The 26,066-nt window shown below is 72.0% G+C and carries 20 protein-coding genes; 6 read left to right on the forward strand and 14 right to left on the reverse strand.

Features of this window, described 5'->3' with window-relative positions:
* Positions 1-17: 17 nt before the first annotated feature.
* The 9 genes from purM to LUU90_RS04300 all read right to left on the reverse strand — a co-directional run bounded on the left by purM (position 18) and on the right by LUU90_RS04300 (position 15,364).
* Entirely contained in the window at positions 18-1,127 is a 1,110-nt protein-coding gene (gene purM / locus LUU90_RS04260) for a phosphoribosylformylglycinamidine cyclo-ligase (protein WP_275002037.1), read from the reverse strand.
* A gap of 61 nt (positions 1,128-1,188) precedes the next feature.
* Positions 1,189-2,736 (reverse strand): amidophosphoribosyltransferase, encoded by a 1,548-nt coding sequence (gene purF / locus LUU90_RS04265; RefSeq protein WP_275002038.1) that lies wholly within the window; start codon positions 2,734-2,736, stop codon positions 1,189-1,191.
* Positions 2,737-2,794: 58 nt separating this feature from the next.
* On the reverse strand, positions 2,795-3,094 hold the full coding sequence (locus LUU90_RS04270) for a hypothetical protein (RefSeq protein WP_275002039.1): 300 nt from the start codon (positions 3,092-3,094) through the stop codon (positions 2,795-2,797).
* Positions 3,095-3,208: 114 nt separating this feature from the next.
* Positions 3,209-7,771, reverse strand: a complete 4,563-nt coding sequence (locus tag LUU90_RS04275; protein WP_275002040.1) for an ExeM/NucH family extracellular endonuclease — start codon at positions 7,769-7,771, stop codon at positions 3,209-3,211.
* Between the two features lie 363 nt (positions 7,772-8,134).
* On the reverse strand, positions 8,135-8,548 hold the full coding sequence (locus tag LUU90_RS04280) for a sterol carrier family protein (protein ID WP_275002041.1): 414 nt from the start codon (positions 8,546-8,548) through the stop codon (positions 8,135-8,137).
* 135 nt (positions 8,549-8,683) lie between these two features.
* Complete coding sequence (locus LUU90_RS04285) at positions 8,684-10,846, reverse strand: RNB domain-containing ribonuclease (protein WP_275002042.1); 2,163 nt, start codon at positions 10,844-10,846, stop codon at positions 8,684-8,686.
* Between the two features lie 48 nt (positions 10,847-10,894).
* Positions 10,895-11,857, reverse strand: a complete 963-nt coding sequence (locus LUU90_RS04290; RefSeq protein WP_275002043.1) for an endonuclease/exonuclease/phosphatase family protein — start codon at positions 11,855-11,857, stop codon at positions 10,895-10,897.
* A gap of 140 nt (positions 11,858-11,997) precedes the next feature.
* Positions 11,998-14,337, reverse strand: coding sequence for a phosphoribosylformylglycinamidine synthase subunit PurL (purL, locus tag LUU90_RS04295; RefSeq protein WP_275002044.1), 2,340 nt, complete (start codon positions 14,335-14,337; stop codon positions 11,998-12,000).
* A gap of 151 nt (positions 14,338-14,488) precedes the next feature.
* Positions 14,489-15,364 (reverse strand): glycoside hydrolase family 16 protein, encoded by an 876-nt coding sequence (locus LUU90_RS04300; protein ID WP_275002045.1) that lies wholly within the window; start codon positions 15,362-15,364, stop codon positions 14,489-14,491.
* Positions 15,365-15,587: 223 nt separating this feature from the next.
* On the opposite strand from LUU90_RS04300, the gene LUU90_RS04305 reads away from it, so the two are divergent.
* Positions 15,588-16,508 (forward strand): EamA family transporter, encoded by a 921-nt coding sequence (locus tag LUU90_RS04305; protein WP_275002046.1) that lies wholly within the window; start codon positions 15,588-15,590, stop codon positions 16,506-16,508.
* On the opposite strand, the gene LUU90_RS04310 is transcribed toward LUU90_RS04305, so the two are convergent.
* Positions 16,490-17,041 carry a GNAT family N-acetyltransferase gene (locus LUU90_RS04310; protein ID WP_275002047.1) on the reverse strand — a complete coding sequence of 184 codons (552 nt, stop codon included), beginning with the start codon at positions 17,039-17,041 and terminating at the stop codon, positions 16,490-16,492. The genes LUU90_RS04305 and LUU90_RS04310 overlap by 19 nt on opposite strands.
* Entirely contained in the window at positions 17,038-17,649 is a 612-nt protein-coding gene (locus LUU90_RS04315; RefSeq protein ID WP_275002048.1) for a hypothetical protein, read from the reverse strand. Before LUU90_RS04315 ends, LUU90_RS04310 begins: the two co-directional genes overlap by 4 nt.
* A gap of 220 nt (positions 17,650-17,869) precedes the next feature.
* Here LUU90_RS04315 and LUU90_RS04320 point away from each other — a divergent pair, with 220 nt between their 5' ends.
* From LUU90_RS04320 to LUU90_RS04330, 3 genes are all read left to right on the forward strand, one after another.
* The gene (locus LUU90_RS04320; protein WP_275002049.1) at positions 17,870-18,976 is read left to right on the forward strand and encodes a sensor histidine kinase; all 1,107 of its coding nucleotides are present in this window, start codon (positions 17,870-17,872) and stop codon (positions 18,974-18,976) included.
* Complete coding sequence (locus LUU90_RS04325; RefSeq protein ID WP_275002050.1) at positions 18,973-19,623, forward strand: response regulator transcription factor; 651 nt, start codon at positions 18,973-18,975, stop codon at positions 19,621-19,623. The genes LUU90_RS04320 and LUU90_RS04325 overlap by 4 nt, the downstream gene beginning before the upstream one ends.
* Positions 19,624-19,707: 84 nt before the next feature.
* Entirely contained in the window at positions 19,708-20,841 is a 1,134-nt protein-coding gene (locus LUU90_RS04330) for a T6SS immunity protein Tdi1 domain-containing protein (protein ID WP_275002051.1), read from the forward strand.
* On the opposite strand, the gene LUU90_RS04335 is transcribed toward LUU90_RS04330, so the two are convergent.
* Positions 20,807-21,463, reverse strand: a complete 657-nt coding sequence (locus LUU90_RS04335; RefSeq protein WP_275002052.1) for a hypothetical protein — start codon at positions 21,461-21,463, stop codon at positions 20,807-20,809. The genes LUU90_RS04330 and LUU90_RS04335 overlap by 35 nt on opposite strands.
* 77 nt (positions 21,464-21,540) lie before the next feature.
* Between LUU90_RS04335 and LUU90_RS04340 the strand changes: the two genes are divergently transcribed.
* Together LUU90_RS04340 and LUU90_RS04345 are read left to right on the forward strand one after the other, a co-directional pair.
* The gene (locus tag LUU90_RS04340) at positions 21,541-22,416 is read left to right on the forward strand and encodes a DUF2599 domain-containing protein (protein ID WP_275002053.1); all 876 of its coding nucleotides are present in this window, start codon (positions 21,541-21,543) and stop codon (positions 22,414-22,416) included.
* Between the two features lie 282 nt (positions 22,417-22,698).
* On the forward strand, positions 22,699-22,998 hold the full coding sequence (locus LUU90_RS04345; protein WP_275002054.1) for a hypothetical protein: 300 nt from the start codon (positions 22,699-22,701) through the stop codon (positions 22,996-22,998).
* Between the two features lie 95 nt (positions 22,999-23,093).
* Here LUU90_RS04345 and LUU90_RS04350 read toward each other — a convergent pair whose 3' ends face one another.
* Both LUU90_RS04350 and LUU90_RS04355 read right to left on the reverse strand, forming a co-directional pair.
* Positions 23,094-25,208, reverse strand: a complete 2,115-nt coding sequence (locus LUU90_RS04350; RefSeq protein ID WP_275002055.1) for an acyl-CoA dehydrogenase — start codon at positions 25,206-25,208, stop codon at positions 23,094-23,096.
* Positions 25,209-25,306: 98 nt separating this feature from the next.
* Positions 25,307-26,044, reverse strand: a complete 738-nt coding sequence (locus tag LUU90_RS04355) for a TetR/AcrR family transcriptional regulator (RefSeq protein WP_275002056.1) — start codon at positions 26,042-26,044, stop codon at positions 25,307-25,309.
* Positions 26,045-26,066 lie beyond the last annotated feature (22 nt).

Below are 26,066 nucleotides of genomic sequence, written 5' to 3' on the forward strand. Positions count from 1 at the left end.
CCAGGCTTCTCAGCACGTCACGGTCGGTAGTCGTTCACCAGTCTGACCGCACCGCCGGACACACCCTTTGTCCCTGCGACCAGGTTCTCCTGCGCCGCAGTGGCATCCAGGGTATCGACGCTCCCCAGCGTCCACGCGGGTACGCCCAGCGTGGACAGCCGGGCGAGCGCCGCGTCCGCGCCGTCGGCTCCTACGACCGCCACCATGCCCACGCCCAGGTTCAGGGTGTTCTCCAGGTCGCGGTTCGGCACGCCGCCGAGGTCGCGCACCATGCGGAACACCGCGGGCACGTCCCAGGACGCACGATCGACCGTGGCCACCATCCCTGCCGGAAGAACCCGTGCCAGGTTCGCGGCGAGCCCACCACCGGTCACATGGGTGAACGCATGGACCTGTGCCGCCTCGTCCGCGGCCAGGGCCAGGCAGTCCGTCGCGTAGACGCGTGTCGGCTCCAGCAGCTCCTCGCCCAGCGCACGGCCCAGCTCGTCCACGTGCCGGTCCAGGGCCCAGCCTGCCTGCTTGATCACCGCGCGCACCAGTGAGTAGCCGTTGGAGTGCAGTCCGCTGGAGGCCATCGCGATCAGCACGTCGCCGCGCTGCACCCGGTCCGGGCCCAGGACCTTGTCGGCCTCCACGATGCCCGTGGCCGCCCCCGCGACGTCGTACTCGTCCGGCTCCAGGAGACCCGGGTGCTCGGCCGTCTCGCCGCCCACGAGGGCGGTGTCCGCCACCTCGCAGGCCTGGGCGATGCCCCGCACGATGTCCGCGATCCGCTCCGGCACCACTTTGCCCGTGGCGATGTAGTCGGTCATGAACAACGGCTTGGCGCCCATCACGACGATGTCGTCGACGACCATGCCGACCAGGTCGAACCCGATCGTGTCGTGCTTGTCCATCGCCTGGGCGATCGCCACCTTGGTGCCGACGCCGTCCGTGGACGTCGCGAGCAGTGGCGCACGGTAGCCCTGAAAGGCCGACAGGTCGTAGAGGCCGGCAAAGCCGCCCACGCCGCCGAGCACGGCCGGACCCTGCGTGCGGCGCACGGCGTCCTTCATGAGCTCGACGGCCTTGTCGCCCGCCTCGGTGTCGACGCCGGCGGCGGCGTACGTCAGGCCTTCGGATGTCACTGGTGCTCCATGAGGGTGGTCGGGGCGGGTGAAGCGCTGTGGCTGGTGAAGCTGCGTGTGGTCACGGGTGATCGAGCGCGGTCGAGCCGCCGGTGCGCACGGCGAGGCGCTTGAGGCCGTCCTCAGGCGGACCGAGCGGCAGCTCGGCCTGCTCGAGGAGGTGCTTGCCGAGCTGGTCGTCCGGCGGCAGCTCGATCGGGTACTTGCCGGTGAAGCAGGCGGCGCAGAGCTGCGAGCTGGGCTGCTCGGTCGCGGCGATCATGCCCTCGGTCGTGATGTAGCCGAGGCTGTCGGCGCCGAGCGACTGCCCGATCTCGTCGACCCCCAGGCCGTTCGCGATGAGCTCCGCGCGCGAGGCGAAGTCGATGCCGTAGAAGCACGGCCACTTCACCGGCGGCGACGAGATACGCACGTGCACCTCGGCGGCGCCCGCCTCACGCAGCATGCGGATCAGGGCGCGCTGGGTGTTGCCGCGCACGATGGAATCGTCGACCACCACGAGGCGCTTGCCCTTGATGACCTCGCGCAACGGGTTGAGCTTCAGCCGGATGCCGAGCTGCCGCAGCGTGTCGGACGGCTGGATGAAGGTACGGCCCACGTAGGCGTTCTTCGTGAGGCCCTGCCCGAACGGGATGCCGGACTCCGCCGCGTAGCCGACGGCGGCCGGCGTGCCGGACTCCGGCGTCGGGATCACGAGGTCGGCGTCGACGGGGTGCTCGCGCGCCAGCTGTCGCCCCATCTCGACGCGTGCCGAGTGCACCGAGCGGCCGTTGATGGTGTTGTCCGGCCGGGCCAGGTAGACGTACTCGAAGACGCAGGCGGCCCGCTCGGCCTCGGCGAAGCGCTCCGAGCGCATGCCGTCGGCGTCGATGCAGATGAGCTCGCCCGGCTCGACGTCGCGCACGTAGGACGCGCCCACGATGTCCAGAGCGGGGGTCTCGCTGGCGACCACCCAGCCGCGGTCGAGGCGGCCGAGGACCAGCGGGCGCACGCCCTGCGGGTCACGCGCCGCGTACAAGGTGTTCTCGTCCATGAAGACCAGGGAGAAGGCGCCGCGCAGGCGCGGGAGCACCTCCAGCGCCGTGGCCTCGAGGGTCCGGTCCGCGTCGCCGGCGAACAGCGCGGTGATGAGTGCGGTGTCCGTCGTGTTGCCGCGCGCGAGCTCGCCCCGGCGCTGCGCACCGTAGCGCTCGGCCACGAGGTTCACGAGTTCTGCCGAGTTGGTCAGGTTGCCGTTGTGGCCCAGCGCCACCGTGCCCGACGCCGTCGCGCCGAGCGTGGGCTGGGCGTTCTCCCAGGTCACACCACCAGTGGTGGAGTACCGGCAGTGCCCGACGGCGATGTGACCGGTCAGGGCGTTCAGGGCCGTCTCGTCGAAGACCTGGGATACGAGCCCCATGTCCTTGTAGACGAGGATCTGCTCACCGTTGCTGGTGGCGATACCCGCGGATTCCTGCCCACGGTGCTGCAGTGCGTACAGGCCGAAGTACGCAAGCTTGGCGACCTCCTCGCCAGGTGCCCAGACCCCGAAGACGCCGCATGCGTCCTGGGGGCCCTTCTCGCCGGGCATGAGGTCGTGGTTCAGTCGGCCATCTCCGCGCAGAGGCATGTTCCGAGTATCCCATGCAGCAGGATCGAAGGTGCCAGCCCGGCCTGTGACCTCCGTGTCAGCGGCCGCGCAGGCTCCGACGGTCCGCGATCACCGCGAACAGGCCCGCCAGGAGCGTGGTCACCATCGTGACGAACGCCGTGAGCACCGTGACGTACACGCCGGGCTTCATCATGGCCGCACCCGAGGGCGAGTTCACGAGGTAGAGCGACAGGCTCAGCCCGAGCACGATCCCGACCAGCGCGCCCGTCCAGAAGAACGCCTTGTACCGCGGAGCCCGGCGCACGCTCGTCGGATCGATGACGTCGCGCACCTCCACGTCGTCGGAGGAGTCGCTCGGTACCTGGGTTTCACTCACGAAACCAGGGTACGCGTCCAGGGAGGGCGCCTGAAAACGACCGCCCGCTGGTCGGGCTCGTCGGGACCCGGGTCTCGACAAGCTCGACCAGCGGGCGGGCGGCCGGTCGGGTTACTACTTCACGAGCTTCCAGGGGCCGTGCTTCCACGCACCCGGGATCTGGAGGATGGTGGGGCGGGTCGCCACATAGACCTTGCCCTTGTACGAGACGGTGTCACCCCACCAGTACAGCTTCCACGGCTGCCACGCGGGGGCGACCGGCTCCACGGGGTCAGCCGCCTCCACGGTCAGCGGCAGCCGGGCGGTGGTGCCCGACGGCGAAGCCTGCGCCAGGAGCTGGTACGCACCGGGTGCCGTGCCCGCCGGGACCGTGACCGACGCCGACGTCGCACCCCCGGACACCGTGCTGGTGCCGAGGGAGACGCCGTCGGCCGCCGCTCCGCCGGACGGGACCAGGAAGGTATCGACGGCGGTGTTCTGCGGGGCGCCGAGCGAGGTGAGGTCCAGGCCCGACAGGCTGACGTCCGTCGAGGCGCCCGCCTTGACCGTGCCCGGCAGGGCCGGGGCGACCGTGCGGGTACGGGCGAAGCTCGGGGTGATCGGCGAGGCGCTCTCCAGGTACGAGATCCACGCATCGCGGTCCACCAGGCCCGAGTCGCGGCCGTCCGTGCCCTCGGTGAAGGCCCGGAAGTTGTCGCCCCCGGAGATCAGGAACGAGAAGGTCGCGACGCGGTACTCCGCGGCCGGGTCGACCGGCACGCCGTCGATCGTGATCGACGAGACGTTGTCCCCGGGCGCCGCGTTCGGGTCGGCGGTCTTCACGGTGTACGAGACGTTGTCCGACAGGCCCAGCGCCAGGTACGGACGCGATGGGCGGTTGCCGTTGGCGTCCGTCTGCCACTGCTGCTCGAGCAGCGCGTCGAGCTGCGCACCCGTGAGCGTGATCGTCCACAGGTTGTTGACGAAGGGCAGCACCGCGTTGGCCTCGGCGTACGTGATGACGCCGTCCTCGCCACGGTAGAGCTCGTTGCGCAGACCGCCCGGGTTCACGACGCCGATGTCGGCGCCGCCCCGGTCGTCGCTCGAGAGCGACTCGCGCAGCGAGTTCGCCACCAGGTTGCCGAGCGCCGACTCCGACGCGCGGTCGTCACGGTTGCCGCCCGTGTAGACGCCGTTCGTGTACGAACCGCCCGCGAAGGCCGTGGTGACGTCGGCGGTCACCTTGCCGATCGGCTGTGCGCCGATCTTCTCGGCCTCGGCCAGCGCGGCGTCCACGATCGTGTCCACCTCGGCGACCGCCGGGTAGGTCGCGATCAGCTCGGCAGCCGGGGTGGTGGTGCGCGCCACGTTCTCGACGGTGTAGTCGGTGACCTCGAACGACTCCGTGTCGACCGTCAGGGAGACGTGGCCCAGGAACTCGCCGTAGTTGCCGGTCTGGATGATCGGCCGGGTCTCCCCCGCCGCACCCGGGACCGGCGCGTCCCACGCGTACTGCTTGTGGGTGTGGCCGGTGAAGATCGCCGCGACGCGCGGGTCGGTGTCCTGCACCAGCGCGGCGAACGGACCGCCCGCGGCGATCTCGTCCTCCAGCGTGGCGCCGTCGGGCGTGCCCGCGCCGGCACCGTCGTGCGCGAGCGCCACGACCACGTCGGCCTCGCCGTTCGCGGGGTCGCCGTCGAGCAGCTCGTCCGTGACGCGGTTGAGCGCCTCGACCGGGTCACCGAACTCGAGCCCCTCGATGCCCGAAGGCGTGACCAGCGTGGGCGTCTCCTCCGTGACCACGCCGATGAAACCGACGTCGACGCCGTCCACCGGGACGACCTGGTACTCGGGCAGCGCGGGCTCGCCGGAGGCGTCGTAGACGTTGGCGCCGAGGTAGTCCCAGTCGGCGGCGTCGGCGACACGGCCGGTGAGGTCCGCCATGCCCTGGTCGAACTCGTGGTTGCCGACGGCCGAGGTCTTCAGACCGAGCGCGTTCAGCACGTCGAGGGTGGGCTGGTCCTGCTGCAGCGCGGACGCGAACAGCGAGGCACCGATGTTGTCGCCCGCCGAGACGAACGCGGTGCCGTCGGGGTTCTGCGCCCGCAGCTCCTCCACCGTGCCGGCGAAGTTCACGGTGTTCTGGTCGATGCGGCCGTGGAAGTCGTTGATGGCCACGAGGTCCAGGTCGACGGAGCCGGGCTCGGTGGTCGTGCCGCCGAGGTCCAGGCCCACCAGGACCGGGTCGTGGTCGGACGACCGGAACGGCGTCTCGTCGTAGAGGATCGACGCGTTGTAGTTGTACCGGCTGTACTCGTTCGCCACCGGCTCGTACGCGTTGATGTTCCAGATGTCGGTGCCGGTCACCAGCTCCGCTGCGGCCGGCGAGGCCAGCACGTGGTCGAGCGAACCGACCATGCCGTCGAAGTTGTAGGTGTACTCGCCGGTGGTCGGGCCCAGGTCCGTGTAGCCGGCGTCGGTGAGGACCTTGATCGGGTCCTCCTGCTCGTAGGCGTTGAAGTCGCCGACCAGCAGTACCTTGTCGGTCCCGGCCGCGGCGGCCTGCGTCTCGGCGAAGCTCGCGAGCGACGTCGCCTGGCGCGTGCGGGACTCGTTCGACGCACCCTGACCGTCACGCTGGTCCGCGTCGCCGGGCCACGGGCCGGCCGAGCCCTTCGACTTGAAGTGGTTGGCGATCACGAGCACGTCGTCACCGGCGTCGGCGGCACCGCCCGCGGGCTGGAATGCCTGGGCCAGCGGCTGACGGGCGTTCTGGAACGCCTCGTCGCCGAGCAGGATCGTCGAGCCGCCCACCGGCTCCGCCGTGGCGGTCCGGTAGATGAAGGCGTTGCGGATGACGTCCTCGGCCTGGGGTACCTCGGCCGGGGAGCCGACGTAGGCCCACGTACCGGCACCCTCGGCGACGTTCAGCGCGTCCACCAGGTCCGACAGCGCCTGGTCGCGCGAGCCGCCGAGGGCCGCCGTGTTCTCGATCTCCAGCAGCGCCACCACGTCGGCGTCGAGCGCCGAGATCGCCGCGACGATCTTGGTCTGCTGCCGCTGCAGGTCCTCCTCCTCGGCCGCGCCGCGTGCGTCGCAGCCGCCCGAGACGGTGACCGGGTCGCCCGTGCGGTCCCTGTGATAGGTGCAGCCCGTGAGCTCGTCACCAGTGGTGCTGAAGTAGTTCAGCACGTTGAACGTCGCGACCTTGAGGTCGCCGCCCACCTCTGCGGGCGCGTCCTCGCGCGTGTTCTCGAAGGTGGCCGGCTGGACCGCCTCGGCGACGTCGGGCGTCAGCTGCGACGTCGGCTGGAACCCCCAGGCGTCGAACCGGTAGTCCAGCACGACGGGACGCGTGAACGTGACGGCGGCGCCCACGCGCAGCGGCGCACCGCCGGTCAGGTAGGGCAGCGGCTTCGACTTGTTGGCGGTCGAGTTGTAGTTCAGCGACGCACCGTCGTCGAGCAGCACCGCGCGTGCGGCGTTGTCCGCGACCTGCGCGTCGTACTCCGCCGAACCCGGGCGGCCGGCGGTCGTAGGCTGCACCAGCGGGCTGTCACCGGCGGCCAGGCCGACCGTCCCGTAGTAGTTGGTGTCGTAGTTGTCCGTCACCGTGAAGTCGCCCTGCGGCGCGAGGAGCATCCCCTCGAGGGCCTCGCGCTCGGCCGCGGTGGCGGGCCAGGCGGTCACGGTCGGCTCGACCGTCGCCGGCTCGTCCAGAACGGTCCAGCTGCCCGCCGTCGGGGTGACCTCGGTCAGCCCGTTGTGCTCGGAGACCGTGCCGGTCACTTCCACATGGTCGCCGGCCGAGAGGTCGGCGGCAGCCGCGGCGGAGAACACGAAGAGGCCGTCCGACGCCCCGGGCGTCGGGTCCTGGCCACCACCCGTCCCGGCGGTCTGCAGGTACAGGCCGTTGAACCCACCGGTCGGATAGACAGCGGTGACGACGCCACGGGTCGTCACCGTCTTGCCCACGAGCGGCGAGGCGGCACCGGTGCCCTGGATCTCGGCGATCGGGGTGACCTCGCCGGGCTCTGTCGGCTCTGTCGGTTCCGACGGTGTGGGGCTGGGCTCGGGCTCCGAGCCCTCGCCGTTGACGGGGGTCACCTCGGCGGAGAAGACGAAGTCCGCCGAGTTGTCGCCCGTGTCGTCGATACGTTCCAGCGACCCGACGACACCGGTACCCCGGCCGGCCGGGCCCTGAGCGGTCTCGAACGTGTCGGCGGTGCCGTAACCGAGCAGGTCGACGACGCCCTGGGCGCCCTCGGCGGGCACGGCGCCCTTGGCTGGCGTGACAGCGGTGGCCTGCGACGCGAGCGCGACCACGCCGGCAGTACCGCTCGAGTTGAGGCTGCCGACGGCGTCAGGCGTGGGGAGCGGCTCGCCGTTGGTCGCGTTCGAGGCGCCCTGCACCAGGTAGTGACCGCCGGCGGCGATGGTGCCGCTCAGCGCGGTGACGCCGGAGAACGACGCGCCCGTCGCGGACTTGTACTGGACCGACCAGCCGTCGACGCTGACAGGCTCGTCCGTCGGGTTGTACAGCTCCACGAACTTGTTCCGGTACGGCTGGCCGGCGCTGCCACCCACGAGGTAGGCCTCGCTGATGACGACGTGCCCGGAGTCCGGACCGTCGGTGGTCGCCGCGGGCGCGGCGAACGCCGCGGTCGCGGGTGCGGCGAGCGCTGCGGCGAGAACCACTGCGACTGCGGCCCTTCCGCGGGATCGGGGGTTCGGTCGCGGGGACCGGAGCGTGCTGGGTCTCACGCTGACTCCTTCTGCAATAGCCGACCCGGGAAGGGTCGGGCTGGAGTGCACTGCTGCTGAACGTCCTGGTGGGCGGCATCGCCGCGGCCGGGCGCGCATTCGTTGCGCGAGCGATCCGGCACGAGCGCCACCAACCAATCACTGCATTGTGAACCGGCGGTTACGGTCGAGCACCGGCCGGAAGAACTGGCCTCCCCGCACCGGGTGAACCTGTCTCGACCGATCGACTTGATCAGCGCCGAGGCTAGCGGGTGTCACCGACATCCGCTGCCAGGCACGCGCCACCTCGGCCCCGGTTCACCCGGGAGCCGGAGCCTCCGGGGCGCTGTTCCTCCCGGACACGGCCCGGTGCCCGACCGGCAACGGCAGCAGGTGGGAGATGTCCGAGCGTTCGCCCGAGGCGTGGACGCGTCCGTCCTCCACAGCATCCGCCCAGGTCACCGCGCCCGTGACCAGACCAAGCCAGGTGTCGGGGTCCGTCTCGACCACGTTCGGCGGCGTGCCACGCGTGTGGCGCGGACCGGCCACCGCCTGCACGGCGCCCGCCGGGGGCACGCGCACCTCCACCGAGTTGCCGGGAGCGCGGTCGGCGAGCTCCTCCAGCGTGAACCGCACGGCGGTCGTCACCTCACGGCGCTCCGCGTCGCCCCGCGCCCACGCGGCCACCGCGGTGCGCCCGGCCGCCGGGTCCGTCCGGCGCCGCGGGGACACTACTGCACCGCCAGGAAGTCGCCGAACCTCGTCCAGCCGGACTGCTCAAGGCCGGTGAAGTCGGTTCCGGGCACGACAAACGTAACCTGAGCGTGGACGACGTCGATCATGGGACAAGTATCGCGGACCACCGCCTCAGTAGCGGTAGACGTCCGAACCCGGGCCCTCCACCGCGAACAGGTCCGCCGCCACGACCACCGGCAGCTCGAGCGACGCCACGGAGGGGTATTCCGCTACGCGCACGACGTCCGGGAGCCCGTCGGACCCGACCGCGGGCACCGGCTGCGACTGCGGCTGCGCGAGCCGACGGGGCGAACCGCTCGGGGGCGCGTGCCGCGGCCACGGCTCGGACAGCGGCATCTCGTCGCGGACCTGAGGGCGCACGGGCCGCCGCACCGGCGGGTAGCTGATGCCGTGGCCCGGGTGCCGGGGAGCCGGGGCTGCCTGCGCCTCGCCGTCCGGCTGCGGACTCGGGCCGGGCTGGGGGTACGGCTGTGGGGCCGGGCGTGGCCGCGGCACCGGGCGCGGTCCCGGGCTGGGGCTCGGCTGGGGCCGCGGGTCCGGCTCCGGGCCCGTCGTCGGACCGGGCTCGGCGCCGGACCGCAGGATCCTCCCGTGCGCGGGTACCGGGCCGTCGGCGACAGGCGTCGCGAACGGGGCGGGTGCGGCCGCACGCCGGGCCGCCCCGGCGGCCGACCGCGACCCGGGCACCGACCGCGGGCCGGACGTGGAACGGCGTCGGCCACCTCCCGCGCCTGCCCCGCCGGATCCGGGCGCGTCCTGGGCTCCGGCTCCGCGGTCGGCCGCGGGCGCCGTGTCGATCGCGCGGTCGCCGACCAGCGTGAACATGACACGGCGCTCGGAGACGTCGGCCTCGGTGAGCCTGACCCGCACCTCGTCGCCCAAAGGCAGCCGCGTGGCCGTCACCCGTGCGCGGACGGCGGGATCGCGCAGCACGACCAGACCGCGCTGCACGTCCTTGGTGTCGTCGTCGACGTCGACCACCACGGCGTCGAACTCCTCGCCCAGCCGGTCGGCGAGGAGTGATGCCTCGACGATGTCGACGCACTCGCGCTCGAACGAGGAGGCGCGACGGCCGGTCTCGGCCATCACGGCGGGCAGGTGCGGCAACGCCTCCAGCACCCACGCGGGCACCGCGGTACCCGCCGAGACCGCGAGGCAGACCTCCGTCGCGTAGCGGTCCACCAGGCGCCGCAGCGGGGCGGTGACGTGCGCGTAGTCGGCGGCGATAGCGGCGTGCCGAGTGCTCTCGGGCGGTGGGACGGGGGCGCCGTCGGGCCCTGGCATGCCGAACGCGACGTAGCCGGCCCCGCGGAACAGGGTCGTCGCCTCGTTGAGGAACGCGGCGTGCTCCGGGATCCGCGACACGAGCGTCGGCACCAGCCGTGCGTACGGGAGGCTGTCGGCCCACTCGATCCGGAGCGCTCGGGCGGTACGGCGCAGGCGGGCCACGTCACGCGGGTCGGCCTCGGGAAGGGTGCGGAGGATGCCGACACCCGCCTCGCGCATCAGGTGTGCCGCCGCGATGCCCGTGAGCAGGGAGATCTGCGCGTTCCACTCCTCGACCGGCAGGTTGCGACGGAAGGACAGCGTGTACGTGCCGTCCTCACGACGCTCCACCTCCTGCTCGGGCACCTCCAGCGAGACGCCGCCACGGGCGGACTCGAGGGACTGGCGCAGGCGCCCGACATCGGCCAGCAGCTGCAGGGACTCGCTCGCCGTGCCCGCGTCGAGGGCCGACTGCACCTCCGCGTAGGTGAGCCGCTCGCGACTGCGCACCAGCACCCGCTCCAGCGAGGCGCCGGTGATGATGCCGCGCGCGTCCAGCGTGACCGTCCAGAGCACCGCCGGCCTGTCCTCCTCGGGCAGGAGGCTCGCCGCGCCCTCCGACAGGATCTTCGGGTGCAGCGGGGTGCGTGCGTCGGGCCCGTAGACCGTCAGGCCGCGCTTGCGCACCTCCCTGTCGAGGGCTCCGCCGGGCGTCACGAAGGCGCCCAGATCCGCGATCGCGTAGTGCACGACATAGCCCTCGCCCGACTGCTCCACGTGGACCGCCTGATCCAGGTCCTTGGAACCGGGTGGGTCGATGGTGACGAACTCGATGTCGCGGCGGTCGGTGCGGCCGGCGGAGAAGTCCTGCTCGACCGCTGCCCGCGCCTCCTCGAGAACGTCTTGCGGGAACATCGCGGGCAGACCGACCTCGGCGCGGAGCGCCGCGAGGGCACTGCTCACGTCGTCGGGGGCGGCGGGCGCGAGGCGCATCTGACGAGTCGGCACATCTGCGAACATAGGCCGATTCCGCGCTCCCCGCGCGGTGTCACTGTGCTATTCGACGACGACCGTGGCCAGGACCGCCCGATGGTCGGTGCCCGGGACCTGCATCGTGACGACGTCGGAGACAGGCATGTCCTTCTCCACCACCACGTGGTCCAGCGCGAACAGTGCGGGTACCTGGCCGCCTTCCGGCCAGGTCACCGCGGGGCCCGCGCCCCACTCGCGCGTGGCGTCGGCGAAGCGCGAGCCGAGCAGGTCGCGGAAGGTCGCGTGGTCGTAGGTGGCGTTGAAGTCGCCCGCCAGGATCTGTGGTGTGTCGTCGGCGTGCGCCTGCTCCGTCAGCTTGACGAGCTCGGTGCGCCAGGTGGTGATCTCCGTGGGCATCGGCGGATGCGGGTGCACCACGGTGACCCGCACGTCGGTGCCTCCCACCCCGACGACGGCCGACGGCATGGCGAAGCTCGTGCCCGCCAGCTCCTCCTCGTCGGTCAGGGCCGTTGACGACCACAGCCCGCTGCCCGCCGGGCTGTCGTCGGCGGGCACGGTGAAGCTGTGCGCCAGGAACTCGTCGAGGCCGGCGTCCGCCAGGGCGTCCTCGAATGCGGGCGTCAGCTCCTGGACCGCGAGCACCTCGACGTGCTGCGACGCCACGAGGTGGACCACGCTCTGCGCGTCGGCCTCCCCGTACAGGGCGTTGATCGTCATGACCCGCAGCGTCCCGGTTTCGGCGGGGTCGGCCGCCGACGACGTGTCCGGCGGCACGAAGAAGGGCGCCGTCCAGTAGACGTAGCCGGCCATCGCCACCGCGAGCAGCAGCGTCAGCACCCGGCGGCGGGCGAACAGCACGACGATCAGCAGCGGCAGCGTCAGCAGCGTCGCCCACGGTGTGAACGCCACGAGGTGGGGCAGCAGGACCACGTTGTCGAACGGAAGGACCCGGGCGACGGCCACGAGGAGCAGGGGGATCGCGATGATCCAGAGCACTAACGAGATGAAGCCATGGACAAATCGCACCCCCGGACCCTACCGGCTGCGCAGCTACGAGTGTGGCGCCCGGGGCCCCGTTGACGGGTGATCGGCAAAAGGTCAGGTGATCGGCAGTCCGAGCTGCCGATCACCTGACCTTTTGCCGATCACCCGCCGGGGCTTTCCAGTCAGCCGAAGATGCGCGGGAGAGTGGCCTCGTGTGCCTCGCGGGCCTCCGACAGCGGGATCTCGAACTGGCCCTCGACCACCACGGCGTCGCCGCCGGTCGTGCCGAGGCGGAGCACCGGCACACCGGCGTCCTCGGCGAGGTGCGTCAGCTCGCCCTCGTGCTCGGGGTCGACGGCGACGATCACGCGGCCGGTCGACTCGGCGAACAGCGCCACGAACGGGTCGACCTTGTCCCGGCCGGTCACGCCCTCGAGCGCCACCGACGCACCGATGCCGAACCGCAGCGACGCCTCGAGCAGGCCCTGGACCAGGCCCCCCTCGGACAGGTCGTGCGCGGCAGCCGCGAGCCCGGTCTGCCGGGCCTCCACGAGCGCGGAGGCCAGCGCCTTCTCCGCGGCCAGGTCCACGCGCGGCGGCAGGCCGCCCAGGTGCGAGTGGACGACGTCGGCCCACGCCGAACCGTCGAGCTCGTCCCGCGTCGTGCCGAGCAGGAGGAGCGAGAGCCCCTCGGTCTGCCAGCCGGACGAGAGCGCGGTGCTGACGTCGTCGAGCACGCCGAGCACGCCCACCACGGGGGTGGGGTGGATCGACGAGTCGATCTGGCCGGGCTCACCCGTGCCGTTGTAGAGGGAGACGTTGCCACCGGTGACCGGCACACCGAGCTCCTGGCAGGCGTCGGCGAGGCCCTCGATCGCCTCGACGAGCTGCCACATCGAGTCGGGGTGCTCCGGCGAGCCGAAGTTCAGGCAGTCCGTCACGGCGAGCGGCTTCGCGCCCGACGTGGCGACGTTGCGGTACGCCTCCGCGAGGGCCAGCGCGGCCCCCGTCCGCGGGTCGAGCTTGCCGTAGCGGCCGTTGGCGTCGGTCGCGAGCGCGACACCGAGCCCGGTTGTCTCGTCGACGCGGATCACGCCGCTGTCGTCGGGCTGGGCAAGTGCGGTGTTGCCCTGGACGAACCGGTCGTACTGGTTCGTGACCCACGCCTTGGAGGCGAGGTTGGGCGAGGCCAGCAGCGTCAGCGCGGTCTCCCGCAGCTCCTCACCCGACGCCGGACGGGCGAGGCCCGCCGCAGTCGTCGAGTCGGCCTGCAGCGCGTCCTGCCACTCCGGACGCGCGTAGGGCCGGTTGTACACGGGCCCCTCGTGCGCCACGGTCCTGGGGTCGACGTCCACGATGCGCTGGCCGTGGTGGTCGATGGTGAGGCGGCCGGAGTCGTTGACCTCGCCGATGACGGCGGTCTCGACCTCCCACTTGCTGGTGATCGCGAGGAAGGCGTCGAGCTGGTCGGGTCGGACGACCGCCATCATGCGCTCCTGCGACTCCGACATGAGGATCTCGCCGGCGTTGAGGCTGGGGTCGCGCAGCAGCACGTCGTCGAGGTCGACGTGCATGCCGCCGTCACCGTTGGAGGCGAGCTCGGAGGTGGCGCAGGAGATGCCCGCGGCGCCGAGGTCCTGGATGCCCTCCACGACCTTCGCCGAGAACAGCTCGAGGCAGCACTCGATGAGCACCTTCTCCATGAAGGGGTCACCGACCTGCACGCTCGGGCGCTTGGCGGGGACGCCGTCCTCGAACGTCTCGGACGCGAGGATCGAGGCACCGCCGATGCCGTCGCCGCCCGTGCGTGCGCCGAACAGCACCACCTTGTTGCCGAGGCCGGAGGCGTTGGCGAGGTGGATGTCCTCGTGCCGCAGCACACCGAGGCAGAGGGCGTTGACGAGCGGGTTGCCCTGGTAGGAGCCGTCGAAGACGAGCTCACCGCCGATGTTCGGCAGGCCCAGCGAGTTGCCGTAACCACCCACGCCGGAGACGACGCCGTGCACGACCCGCGCCGTGTCGGGGTGGTCGACCGCGCCGAAGCGCAGCTGGTCCATGACCGCCACCGGGCGCGCGCCCATCGAGATGATGTCGCGGACGATGCCGCCCACGCCGGTCGCGGCGCCCTGATAGGGCTCGACGAAGGAGGGGTGGTTGTGCGACTCCACCTTGAAGGTGACCGCCCAGCCGTCGCCGATGTCGACGACGCCCGCGTTCTCACCGATACCGACGAGGAGGTGCTCCTTCATCTCGTCGGTGACCTTCTCGCCGAACTTGCTCAGATGCACCTTCGACGACTTGTAGGAGCAGTGCTCGCTCCACATCACGGAGTACATCGCGAGCTCGGCCGCGGTGGGGCGGCGGCCCAGGATGTCCTTGATGCGCTGGTACTCGTCCTCCTTGAGTCCGAGTTCTCCGTACGGCTGCACCTCATCAGGGTTGGCCGCAGCGGTCTCCACCGTGTCCAGTCTCGGGACGGCGGGGGTCGGGCGGGAAGGTGCCTGGGACGCGGGCGCGGTCATGTAGTTCCTCGCGAGCGGGGTAGGTTTCTGGGCGCCGGAGCGCCCCGCCAGTCTACGACGCGTCACGCAGCAGGGCGGTCGCCCGGTACCCGCACCTGCCAGACACACAGGTCACAGGCGTGATCCGTCCGTCTGACAGGCCGGGCGCCGGTCAGAGCTGGGAGTCGTACACGCGGACGTAGTCGACGACCATCTGCTGGGGGAACTGCGTGGTCCCGTCCGGGTATCCCGGCCAGTTGCCCCCGACGGCGACGTTCAGGAGGAAGAAGAACGGCTGGTCGAAGACCCACTGGTTGCCGCCCGTGTCGGCTGTGGTGCGGGTCTGGTAGACGTTGCCGTCCACCGACCAGCTGATCCGCCCCGGCTCCCAGTCGATGGCGAAGACGTGGAAGTCGTCGGCGAACGACCAGCCCTGCGGGTGCGTGTACGCCGCGCCGATGCCCGCGCCGCCCGAGTAGCCGGGGCCGTGCAGGGTGCCGTGCACCATGTGGGGCTCGTACCCGACGTTCTCCATGATGTCGATCTCGCCCGAGTCGGGCCACGGGACGCCGTTGCCGATCTGCCCGCCGAGCATCCAGAACGCCGGCCAGATGCCCTGGCCCCGGGGAATCTTGATCCGCGCCTCGAGGTGGCCGTACTTCGGCTGGACCTTGCCCTGCGTGGTCAGCCGGGCCGAGGTGTAGCCGCCGTTGCCGTCCTGGCGAGCGGTGATGACCAGGTTGCCGTTGCCGTCCAGGGCGGAGTTCTCCCGGGAGGTGGTGTAGGTCTGCAGCTCGTTGTTGCCCCAGCCCCCGGCGCCGGTCTCCAGGTTCCAGGTGGCAGGGTCGGGGGCGCTGCCCGCTGCGCCGTCGAACTCGTCCGACCAGGTCAGCGCGCCGAGGGCGGCTTCCTGCGTGGCCGGCGCCGACCCGGCGTCGGGCGCCTCAGGCGCCGCCGCGGAGGCGACGAGCGAGGCGGACAGAACGAGGGCCGCGGCGGCGGTCGCCGTGACGGTGGTGCGGATGGTGCGTTGTCTCGTGCTACGCATCGGACGCTCCTTCGCGAAGATGTGTCTCCCGCCGCACAGAGGACGGGGCGGGCCTGCGGTCGATCGCACTGGTTGGTGGGGTGACGGTACTTTTCACCCGCTGGATGGGACAAGATGGTGAAAGTACGTAGTCACACGCCCGCCGTGTTCCTTCAGCGGTGCTGAACGGTCAGCCAGTGATACACGATGGACGTGCAGGGTTGCCCCGGCCGACGATGACGGCATGCCCCTGCGTCACTCCCTCCTCGCCGTGCTCGTCATGATCATCTGGGGCACCAACTTCCTCGCCATCGACGCCGGCGTCGACGACGTGCCTCCGATGCTGTTCCTGGCGATCCGGTTCGTCGTGGTGCTGGTCCCGGCGATCTTCCTGGTCCCCCGGCCGGCGGCCGGCCTCAAGGACGTGCTGGTGGTGGGACTGTTCCTCAGCCTCGGCCAGTTCGCCCTCATGTACACGGCGATCTGGCTGGACATGCCGCCCGGACTGGCCTCGCTCGTGATCCAGGCGCAGGTCGTCCTCACCGTCCTGTTCGCCTCGGTCGCCCTCCGCGAGCGCCCGACGCCGCCACAGCTCGTCGGCGTCCTGCTGGGCGCGGTAGGTCTGGTGATCGTCGGTGTCGGACGGTCGGCGGCCACCCCCGCCCTCGCGTTCCTGCTCACGCTGGCGGCCGCGGCGTCGTGGGCGACCGGCAACGTGATCGTGCGCCGGCTGGGTTCGGCGACGCAGGCGGCCGGGGGTAGGCAGAGCCCGCTGGCCGGCCTGTCGATGACCGTGTGGTCGGCTCTCGTGGTGCCGGTGCCGCTGTTCGCCCTCGCCCTGGTGCTGGACGGTCCTGCGGCCGTCGGGTACTCGCTGACGCACCCCACGTGGGCGGCGGTGCTGTCCACCCTCTACACGGCGTGGCTCGCGAGCCTGGTGGGCTACGGCATCTGGAACACGCTGCTGGACCGGTACCGGGCGAGCGCGGTGGTGCCGTTCACGATGCTGGTCCCGGTGGTGGGCATGACCGCCGCCTGGCTGGCGCTGGACGAGGTGCCGAACGCGGCCGAGGTGGGCGGTGGCCTGCTCCTCCTGCTGGGGGTGGCGATCACGTCGGGGCTGTTGCGGTGGCCGGGCCGGCCCCGCTACGGCACCGCCGGGTAGCCCAGGTCCAGGACGTAGCAGAGCAGGTCCACCCCGGGTACGGGCGCCCAGTCACGGGCGGGCTCGCGCCGGAAGCCGAGGCGCTCGTAGAGCCGGTGCGCGCCGTGCGCGCCGGTCTGGGTGGAGAGCACGATCCGCCGCGTCCCGGCGGACCGCGCGATGCACTCGCGCACGAGCGCGGTCCCCGCGCCCCGGCCCTGGGCGTCCGGTGCGACGCCGAGCATGCGGATCTCTGCCTCGTCGTCCTGGGCGATGTCGGCCATCGGACCGCCGTGCGGCACGAACGTCACGCCGCCCACCACCACGCCGTCGTCCAGGGCGACGATGATCTCCGCGGCGCTCGCCCGGCTCGCGACGTCACGGAGGACGTCGGCATAGAACGCGGCGTCGGGGGCGTCGAGCTGCCCGTCCGCGGAGAACGCCTCGACGACGATCTCACCGACCGCCTCGTACTCGGCGGGCACGGCAGCGCGCACCTCGACCGCCCGTCGCTCACCGGCTCGCACCAAGGCCGCCTGGCTCTCGTCGCTCATGCCACAACGGTAGGCCGCGCCTCTGACACCCTCTGCTGCGCTCGCCCCGACGCCGTGCCGGTCCGGCTCCCCACCCTTCCCACCGCCCCTCTCCCCGGCTCGCTCACCGGCCCGCTCCGCGAGCGCCGCCGCACCCGTCCCCCCGGCTTGTACACGGAAAGGATGGTGGCCACCGCAAGCGCGGTGAGCGACACCGTCGGCGGGTACACGAGGGAGGAGAGGTCCGTGACGGGGACCTGACCGGCCTCGACCGCGACGCCGGCCGCACCGACGCCGGCCATGCCGGGCCGCAGGGCCACGACGACGAGGACGCACAGCAGCACGTTCATGACGAGCTTGACCGCCACCCACCAGTAGCGCACCAGGCCCCACTTGGTCGCCAGGCCGAGCACGAGGCCCGAGGCCAGGCAGGCCAGCCCCGAGACCAGCATGGGGGTCACCACGAACTCGGCGAGGGCACGCAGGGCGAGGCCACGGGCGGCGTCCGAGCCGCCGCCGAGCCCTACGCCGACGAGTACGGCGACCAGCACGTCGATGCCTGTCCACGCTCCGGCGGACACGATGTGGACCGTCAGTATTGCCTTCCGTGCGCGCGGTGCCAGCTTCATGGTCCTGCCCCTTCCTCCGTCGGACGCCGGGCGACGCCTCTGCGTCCCAGCGTCCTGGACCAGGTCCGCCGCGGGATCGGCCGTCGGGCGGCACTCGTCCTGCGCCGCCCGACGTGTGCTCGGTGGCCCGTCTACGCTCCCGGACGTACGGCGGTCTACGGCGCACAGGGGGTGACGCCCGGTCGGGCATCGGACACAGTGGGACCGGAGGTGAGGGGACATGGGAAGGCTGCGTCTCGTGGACGTGGGGGTCACTGCCGCGCTGACGGCGCTCACGCTCGTGGCGCTGCCGTTCCTGCAGACCCCGCCGGGGGTTCGTCCGGTCGACGGCCTGGCGTACGCGCTGGCTGTCACGGCCGCGCTCGGGACGTTGCCGCGCACCCGCCGGCCGGTGCTCGCCCTGTGCGTGGTCACCACCGCCACCGTGGTCTACCTGCTGCTCGCGTACCCGTACGGCCCGGTCATGGTGTGTCTCGTCGTGGCCGTCTACTCCCTGGCGCGGAACCGTCCGCTGCGGCCCGCGCTCCTGTATGCCGCGGCGACCCTGGCACTGCTCCTGGTCCACGTCTTCACGCACCCGGCGGCGCTGGGCCTGCCGATCGGGCTGATCCCGGCGACCGCCGTCGTGGCGGTACCGTTCAGCATCGGCGCCGCCCGGCAGATGTGGCACCAGGCCCGGGCGGCGGAGCACGCGGCGGCGGAGCAGCAGGCACGCGACGACGAGCGGCTGCAGCTCGCGCACGAGGTGCACGACGTCGTCGGGCACGGGCTGGCCGCCATCCAGATGCAGGCTGACATCGCGCTCCACCTGGGCCGCCCGGACGACGCGACGACCGCGCTGGAGACCATCTCGAAGGCCGCGAACGAGGCGCTGACCGAACTGCGCACCACGCTTGCCGTGATCCGGCCCGGCGCCACCGCGTCCGCGGGCCCCGAGCGCGCACCGACGGCCGGGCTGGCCAACCTGGACGTGCTGGCGCAGCGGGTGCGTTCGGCGGGGGTCGCCGTCGACGTCGCGGTCGGCGGCACGCCCCGGCCGCTGCCCGACGCCGTGGACCTCGCCGCCTACCGGGTGCTGCAGGAGTCACTGACCAACGTCGTCAAGCACGGCGCCGGATCGACGGCGCGCGTCGAGGTGGCGTACGAGCCGGAGATGGTCCGGCTGTGCGTCCGCAATCCGCGCCCCGCGGACGGCGGTTTCGTCGCGGGCTTCGGCATCACCGGGATGCGGCACCGGGTCGAGTCCCTGGGCGGGCGGCTCGACGCCGGTCCCGCCGATGGGTCCTTCGAGGTGCGGGCGGTACTGCCCGCTGGGGGTGTCGCATGATCTCGGTGCTGCTCGTGGACGACCAGGACCTGGTCCGGATGGGCCTGCGTGCCCTGATCTCCGGGGAGGCGGACATGGCGGTCGCCGGCGAGGCCGCCGACGGCATAGCCGCCGTCGCCCAGGCCCGCAGCCTGCGGCCCGACGTGGTGTTCATGGACATCCGGATGCCCGGCATCGACGGGATCGAGGCGACCCGGCGCATCGCCGAGGACCCCGACCTGACCGCGACGCGCGTGGTGGTGCTCACGACGTTCGAGCACGACCAGTACGTCGTGGACGGCCTGCGCGCCGGGGCCAGCGGGTTCCTCCTGAAGAACACCTCACCGGCCGACCTCGTCACGGCGATCCGCACGGTGCACGACGGCGGCGCCCTGCTCGCGCCGTCGGCCACCCGCACCCTGATCAGGGAGTTCACGGCCGCGGCGCCGCGCGCACCGGCGCCGCACCCCCGGATCGGAGACCTGACCGATCGTGAGCACCAGGTGGTCCGCCTCGTGGCCCAGGGGATGAGCAACCACGAGATCGCCGAGCACCTCGTCCTGAGCCCCGCGACCGCCCGGACGCACGTCTCGCGCGCCATGATCAAGCTCTCCGCACGGGACCGTGCCCAGCTGGTCGTGTTCGCCTACCAGTCGGGCCTCGCGTGAGCCCGCGCCGCTATTGAGTGCTCGCGTAACGAAGATGTCATCGGGGGGTTCCCGCCGTTTACCCGATAGTGGTTTCATTCGGACATGAAGCTGCTTCGAACTTTTCCGAAGGTTGCCTTCGAGTTCGGGCTTGCCTCATGGCAGTGGATGGGGCTTCGCGAGCAGACACCGCGCTTCGCGACCTGTTTCGGCGACATCTTCCTCGAGTCGCTGGACGGATGGTGGTTCCTGGACACGGTCGAGGGCACGCTCGAGCTCCGCTGGACCTCGGCGGTCACCATGTACGCCGAGCTCGAGTCGGCAGAGGGCCGCGCCACCTACCTCATGGACGACCTGGTCCGCGATGCCCGGAGCCGGGGCATCCACCTCGGCGAGGAGGATGTCTACACGTTCAACCCGCACCCCGCCCTGGGCGGTGAGCTGGGCGTGAACGGGCTCGGCACCATGCGCTTCGAGCTGGCGGTCAACTGGGTCGGGCAGATGCACGACCAGGTGCTGCACGGCTCCGGCGAGATCAACCTCCCCCCGATGCCCGACGACGGGCGGCACGCCGACGCGCCCCGGGTCGCCGCGGCCTGGGACGCCGCCTGGTCGGAGGACGAGACCTTCGACGTGCCGTTCGAGCAGTACCTCGCCACCACCACCTTCGCCGCGGTCGCCGCACCGGGGCAGAACGACGGCGTCCAGCCCTACGCCGCCCGGGCCCACAGCGCTGAGACCTACGGCGCTCACAACTACGCGGCCGAGAGCTACGAGGCGCCGGCCAACCCGGACCGGCCGGCCCCTACGCCGCCCTGGCCGGGGCAGCAGCCGGGACAGCACAGGGCCGCCGCCGCCCCGCACTGGTCCGGGCCGGCCGAGACGGCGCAGCAGTGGGCGGACCCGAACCAGGAACCCGAACCCGCGACAGCGGTCGACGATGACGCAGCCCCGCACTACCCGTCCTACCCCGCCGCCGAGCCGCACGGCACGAGCACGTCCGACCAGCAGTTCGGTTGGACCCCGCCGCCGCAGGCCTGGCTCCCGTACGACGCCGAACCGGCCGGCTCCGGCATGGATCAGCAGGCCCCGGCCGCCCCGGCATGGAACAGCCCGACCTGGGGCAGCACCACGTGGGGCAGCCAGGCCCCCGCCGTGGCGGCAGGCGGCAGCGCGCAGCAGTCCCACCGCGCCGACGACCCGTTCACCGCATGGGACGACCTGTGGGGGAAGCGCTGAGCCGCTGCCGCCGGGCGGCCGCCGCCTGACGCACGACCGGTGCTCCCGAGGGCCGTTCCGGACGCAGCCGACGCTCGCGCTCGGTGCGCGCGACCATGCTCAGTTCCCCCGGGGTGGTCGTGCGCGCCCGCTTGAGCAGACGGGTCTCCAGCGCCACCCGGTTACTCCGCCGCAGGCCGTCCGTGTAGCCGAGGATCGTCTGCGCGTGCGCGTGGGTGATGTGCCCGCCGCGCAGCGCGGCGAGCGTCCGCGGATGCTCGTGCACCAGCGCACGGGACTCCTCGATGAGCGCCACCGCCGACCCCTCCGGCACCCGCAGCGCCCTGGCCAGCTGCTCGACGAGCTCGGGTGCCAGCCCTGCGAGATCGTCCGCGTCGACCTCCGGCGCCTCGAACAGCTCGGGCTGGTCGGCGACCCACTCCCGGACGGATTCCATGAGCACCGCCCGGGACGCCGCGAGCGAGGCGAGGAGCGCGTCGACCGCCGCCACAGCGTCGACCGCCTCCGTGAGATTCGCGAAACCGCTCGCGAACCCCGACTCGCGCGGTGCGGCTGCACCACGCGGAGACTGGCCCGGCACATCGGCGGGACCATGAGTCACCAGCACCTTGTTCGAACGCATGTTCTAAACATAGAGGGTGCAGCCGACACGCGCCACCCAACACACCGGTCCGTGCCGACCACCCGCACAATGGGGAGGTGCCGATCCGACGAGCCGCCCGGTCACCCCTCGCCGCGTGCGCCGTACTGGCCGCGCTCCTCGCCCTGAGCGGCTGCGACCTGGCCGCCCGGACGGACCGCGCCCGCGGCGCCGACGCCGGACCGGCGCCCACCGGGGCGGAGTCGTCCCAGCCGTCCGAGCAGCCGGAGGCGCCCGAACGCAGCCGGCCCAGGCCACGCACCAGCACGGTCACCCTGGACGACGTCGTCCTGCGGATCGTCACGCGGAAGGCCGCCACCGTACAGACGGACGAGGACGGCCCGAGCACGCGGACGGTCACCCTCAGCCTCGCCCCCGGAGGTTCGGCACGCATCGCCCTCGACTCGCCCGGCGCGCTCGACGTCGACAGCGACGGCAGCATCGCCGTGCTGGACGGCCAGGGCACCCCCGTCGCGGCGGTCAGCCCGCCTGCCTCGGCGTCGGGCACCGGGAACGACGCGCCCCGCATCGAGGTCACCGACCTCGGCGCCACCGAGGCCAGGGTCGAGGTGGACAGGCCCAGGGTGATCCGCGGGTCGGGCTCCGCCGGGACGGCGAAGCGGACCGGTCCCCTGCCCGTCGCGTTCGTGGTCGGCACGGACGCGATCGAGAGCGCGACCTGGGGCGAGAACGAGGGCGGGCGCTCGCTCGCCGTCGACCCGACCGACTGGGCACGGCACGCCGGCCAGGCAGGGCTCGACCTGATCCGTACCCAGCTGGTGGCGGCGGAACCGGACGCCGGCAGCAGCACCATGGGCGACCAGCTCGTGTGCCACGCGGTGGGCGCGCCCGACAAGGCCACGTGGAACCTCGAGCCCTGGCGCCCCGATGTCGGGCTCATCCTCACCGCCACCGCGCACTGCAACCCCGTGTGACGCCACCGCGCCTCTCCGCCGAAGACGGCCGCGCCGTGACTGATTCGTGACCGTCGGCGGTGTGATTCAAGGTGCGAACCGGCTCCGGTTGGGGTTTCCTGGAAAAGGCGGCGAGGCAGGCTCGCCACACAATCAGATGAGCCCCAGCTCAGCCGGACCCCAGCTCATGTCGTCGTGCGCTCCCAGGCACTCGATCGCCATCCGTCGACGGCCGGTGGTCCACGGGATCCCCCCTGGGGTCAGGCATTGCTCCTCGGAGATACCTTGGCAGGGAGGCTCCTGATGACCCGTGTACTAGTCCTTGGATCGATCGTCGCCGTGGGCAGCGGCGTACTGCTCGGATTCACGGTCGCCTATCAGCTGGTGCCACTCACCGTGCTCGCCGTCCTCCTCGGGCTGGCGGGCATTCTTGCGACCGTACGGGCGACCCCTGAGCCGGCGACGGAGCAGGGCGCCCCCGTGACGCTCGGCGGACCGCTGGCGCGCACCGTCGACGACGAAGAGGCGGACGACGAGCCGGTCCCGGCTCCCGTCCAGCAGCTTCCCGTCCCCGTCGTGGCCGCGGTGCCCGACGCCGCGTAACCCCTCGCACGTCAGCGGACGACGAGGGGCCCCGACGGGCCCGACCAGCGGATGGTCGAGCCCGTCGAGGCCCCTCGTCTGCGGTAGCCCGCGCGTCAGGCGCCCCGCGCCTCCCGCTTGCGCAGCTCCTTCTCGCTGATCGGCGCCGTACCACTCGCCCGCAGCTCGCGGTAGTACGCGGCAGCCTCGTCCTGACGGACCTTCTCGGAGCCGTCGGCGATCGGGGCACGCAGGTGCTCCTGCGTGAAGCCCCAGGCGTCGATGACGTCGAGCACGTGCGGGCGGAGCTCCTTGAGCAGCCGGTCGATCGTCGACGTGACAGCCTTCGCACGGCCCGTCGAGAGGCGGCCGTTGGTCAGGTGCCAGTCCAGGTGCCGCTCGATGGTCGTGAGGCCGTAGATGTCCCGGAGCAGGGTCAGCACCCTGCGGGTACCGGCGTCGGACACCTTGCCGATGGCCTTCGTGAACGCGTCCCAGCGCACCAGCTCGGCCCACGCGGCGGCGGACCCGATGAGGTTCACCTGGTTGTCGTCGAAGATCTCCTGCGCGCGGATCGAGTCGGCCTTGAGCGCCGGCCGCATGCCCATCGCGGTCGACGCGACCATGCCCTCGAAGCGCCCGGCGATGAGCTCACGCTGCACCTCGGCGTCCAGCAGCCGGCCCGCGGAGCGCGTACGGCCGCCGTCGGCCACCGTCTGGCCGAGGCGCTTCAGCGGGAGCTTGTGCAGCACCGCGTCCTTGGCCTGGCCGGCCACGATGGTCGCCATGCCCCCGGGAGACTTCGCCACCTTGGCCATCCGCTTGCCGTAGTCGCCCACGAGGCGCTTGGCCGCGAGCTGCAGCAGCACGTGGTTGTCGCCCTCGAACGTGGCGTAGATGTCGAGGTCGGCGCGCAGGCCGGTGAAGCGGTTCTCCGAGAGGAAGCCGGCACCGCCGCAGGCCTCACGGCACTCCTGCAGGGTGTCGAGCGAGTACCAGGTGGAGGTCGCCTTGAGCGCGGCAGCCGTCGTCTCGAGGTCCTCGCGCATGGCCGGGGTGTCCTCGCGGCCGGAGAACACCGCGTCGAACAGGTCGAGCAGCTCGTCGTGCGCGAAGTGCATCGCGTACGCCTCGGCGATGCGGGGGAAGAGGCGACGGCGGTGCGTCGCGTAGTCGAGCAGCGTCAGCTCGTCGGCACCGGCCGACGGCGAGAACTGGCGGCGCTGGTCGGCGTATTTCGTCGCGATCGCGAGGCCGATCTTCGCCGCCGTGATCGCCGCGCCGTCGAGCGAGACGCGGCCCTGCACCAGGGCGCCCAGCATGGTGAAGAAGCGCCGGCCGGGGCTGTCGATCGAGGAGGTGTAGGTGCCGTCCGGGGCCACCTGGCCGTAGCGGGCGAGCAGGTCCCGCCGAGGCACCCGCACGTTCGTGAAGTGCAGCTTGCCGTTGTCGATGCCGTTGAGGCCGCCCTTCTGGCCGTCGTCCTCGCCGCCGACACCCGGCAGGAACTCCATGGTCTGCGGGTCGCGGATCGGCACGTAGAAGCAGTGCACACCGTGGTCGACGCCGTTGGTGATGAGCTGCGCGAAGACCGTGGCCGCGACACCGTGCTTCGCGGCGTTGCCGAGGTACTGCTTCCACGCCCCGCGGAACGGGGTGTTGAGCACGAACTCCTCGGTCTCGGGGTCGTACGTGGCGGTCGTGCCGATCGAGGCGACGTCCGAGCCGTGGCCGGTCTCCGTCATCGCGAACGCGCCGGGGACGCTCAGATCCATCGCGCCGGGCAGGAACCGGTCCTGCTGCTCCTCTGTCCCGAGGTGCAGGATGGCGGCGCCGAACAGGCCCCACTGCACGCCCGCCTTGATCTGCAGCGACGGGTCGGCGGCGACGAGCTCCTCGAACCCCACCAGGTTGGCACCCGCCTGCTCGCGGCCACCGAGCCGCTCCGGGAAGGCCTTCAGCACATGGCCGTAAGGCACCATCTGCTTCATCTGCGCGAGGGCGATCTCCCGGTGCTCCTCCTTGGTGATGCCCTCCTGCTTCCAGAGCTCGGGATGCTCGGCCACCATGCGACGAGCCTCCGCGCGCTCCTCGGGCCAGCGGCCGAGCAGCATCCGCTGCAGGGCGGGCACGTCCACGCGGGTGCCCGACGCCGGACGAGGCGCCTGGGGCTGGGGCGCTGCGGCCTCGGTGGCCGTGGGGGTGGTCACGGACTCGGAGGTGGTCGTCATCGGTTCTCCTCGGTGTGCGGCCGGTGGGCCAGGTACTGGGTTCGGGAGGGTGGGTCTACGAGTGGTCGGTTCGGTCGGGTCAGCCGGTGACGGTGAGGTCAGGCGGTGACGGTCGCGGATCCGGGACGGTTGTGGTGCAGCACGCCCACGGGACCGGTCCAGAGCCAGAGCGTCACGCGCTCGGTCAGCTCCTCCCGGGTCAGCGGGCTGGACTCGACGTTGCGATGGCCGAGCCACCACTCGCCGGAGCCCCGCACGAAGCCGACGGCGCCGGCGGCCCAGGCGGCCGCGTCCGCCTGGGGGACGTCGGTGGCCCGCGCGAACGGTTCCGCGACGAGCTCGATCACCGAGTCGAGGTAGGCCCCCAGCGGGTGGAGGTCGACGGGTGTGGTCGGGACGGTGGCGGCCGCGTCCTCGGCGGCGGCGGCACGACGACCACGACGGCCGCTCTCGACCGGCGCCGGTTCGTTGCCGCCGATAGCGGTACGCGTGACGAACCAGTAGACGTTGGGGGAGCTCTCGATCATCTCGAGGTAGACCCGCACCATCTCGCGCAGCGCCATCTCGGGGTTGTCCGCACGCTGCGCGGCGGCGCGCAGGGCGTCGTGCATCTGCATCACCACGGTCTCGGCGACGGCGAGCCGCAGGCCCGCCTTGTCGTCGAAGTACCGGTAGACGATGGACTTGGACGTGCCCGCCGCAGCGGCGATCTCGTCCATCGAGACCGCAGGCCCGAGGCGGTGCACCGCCTTGCGCGCCGCGCGGACGAGCTCTGCCCGACGGGCCGTGCGGTGGTCGTCCCAGCGGGTCGAACGACCATCGACTCCGATGCTCATCGATCCACCTCCTCACCGTGAC

Source organism: Promicromonospora iranensis (assembly GCF_028994775.1).
Taxonomy (GTDB): Bacteria; Actinomycetota; Actinomycetes; order Actinomycetales; family Cellulomonadaceae; genus Promicromonospora; species Promicromonospora iranensis_A.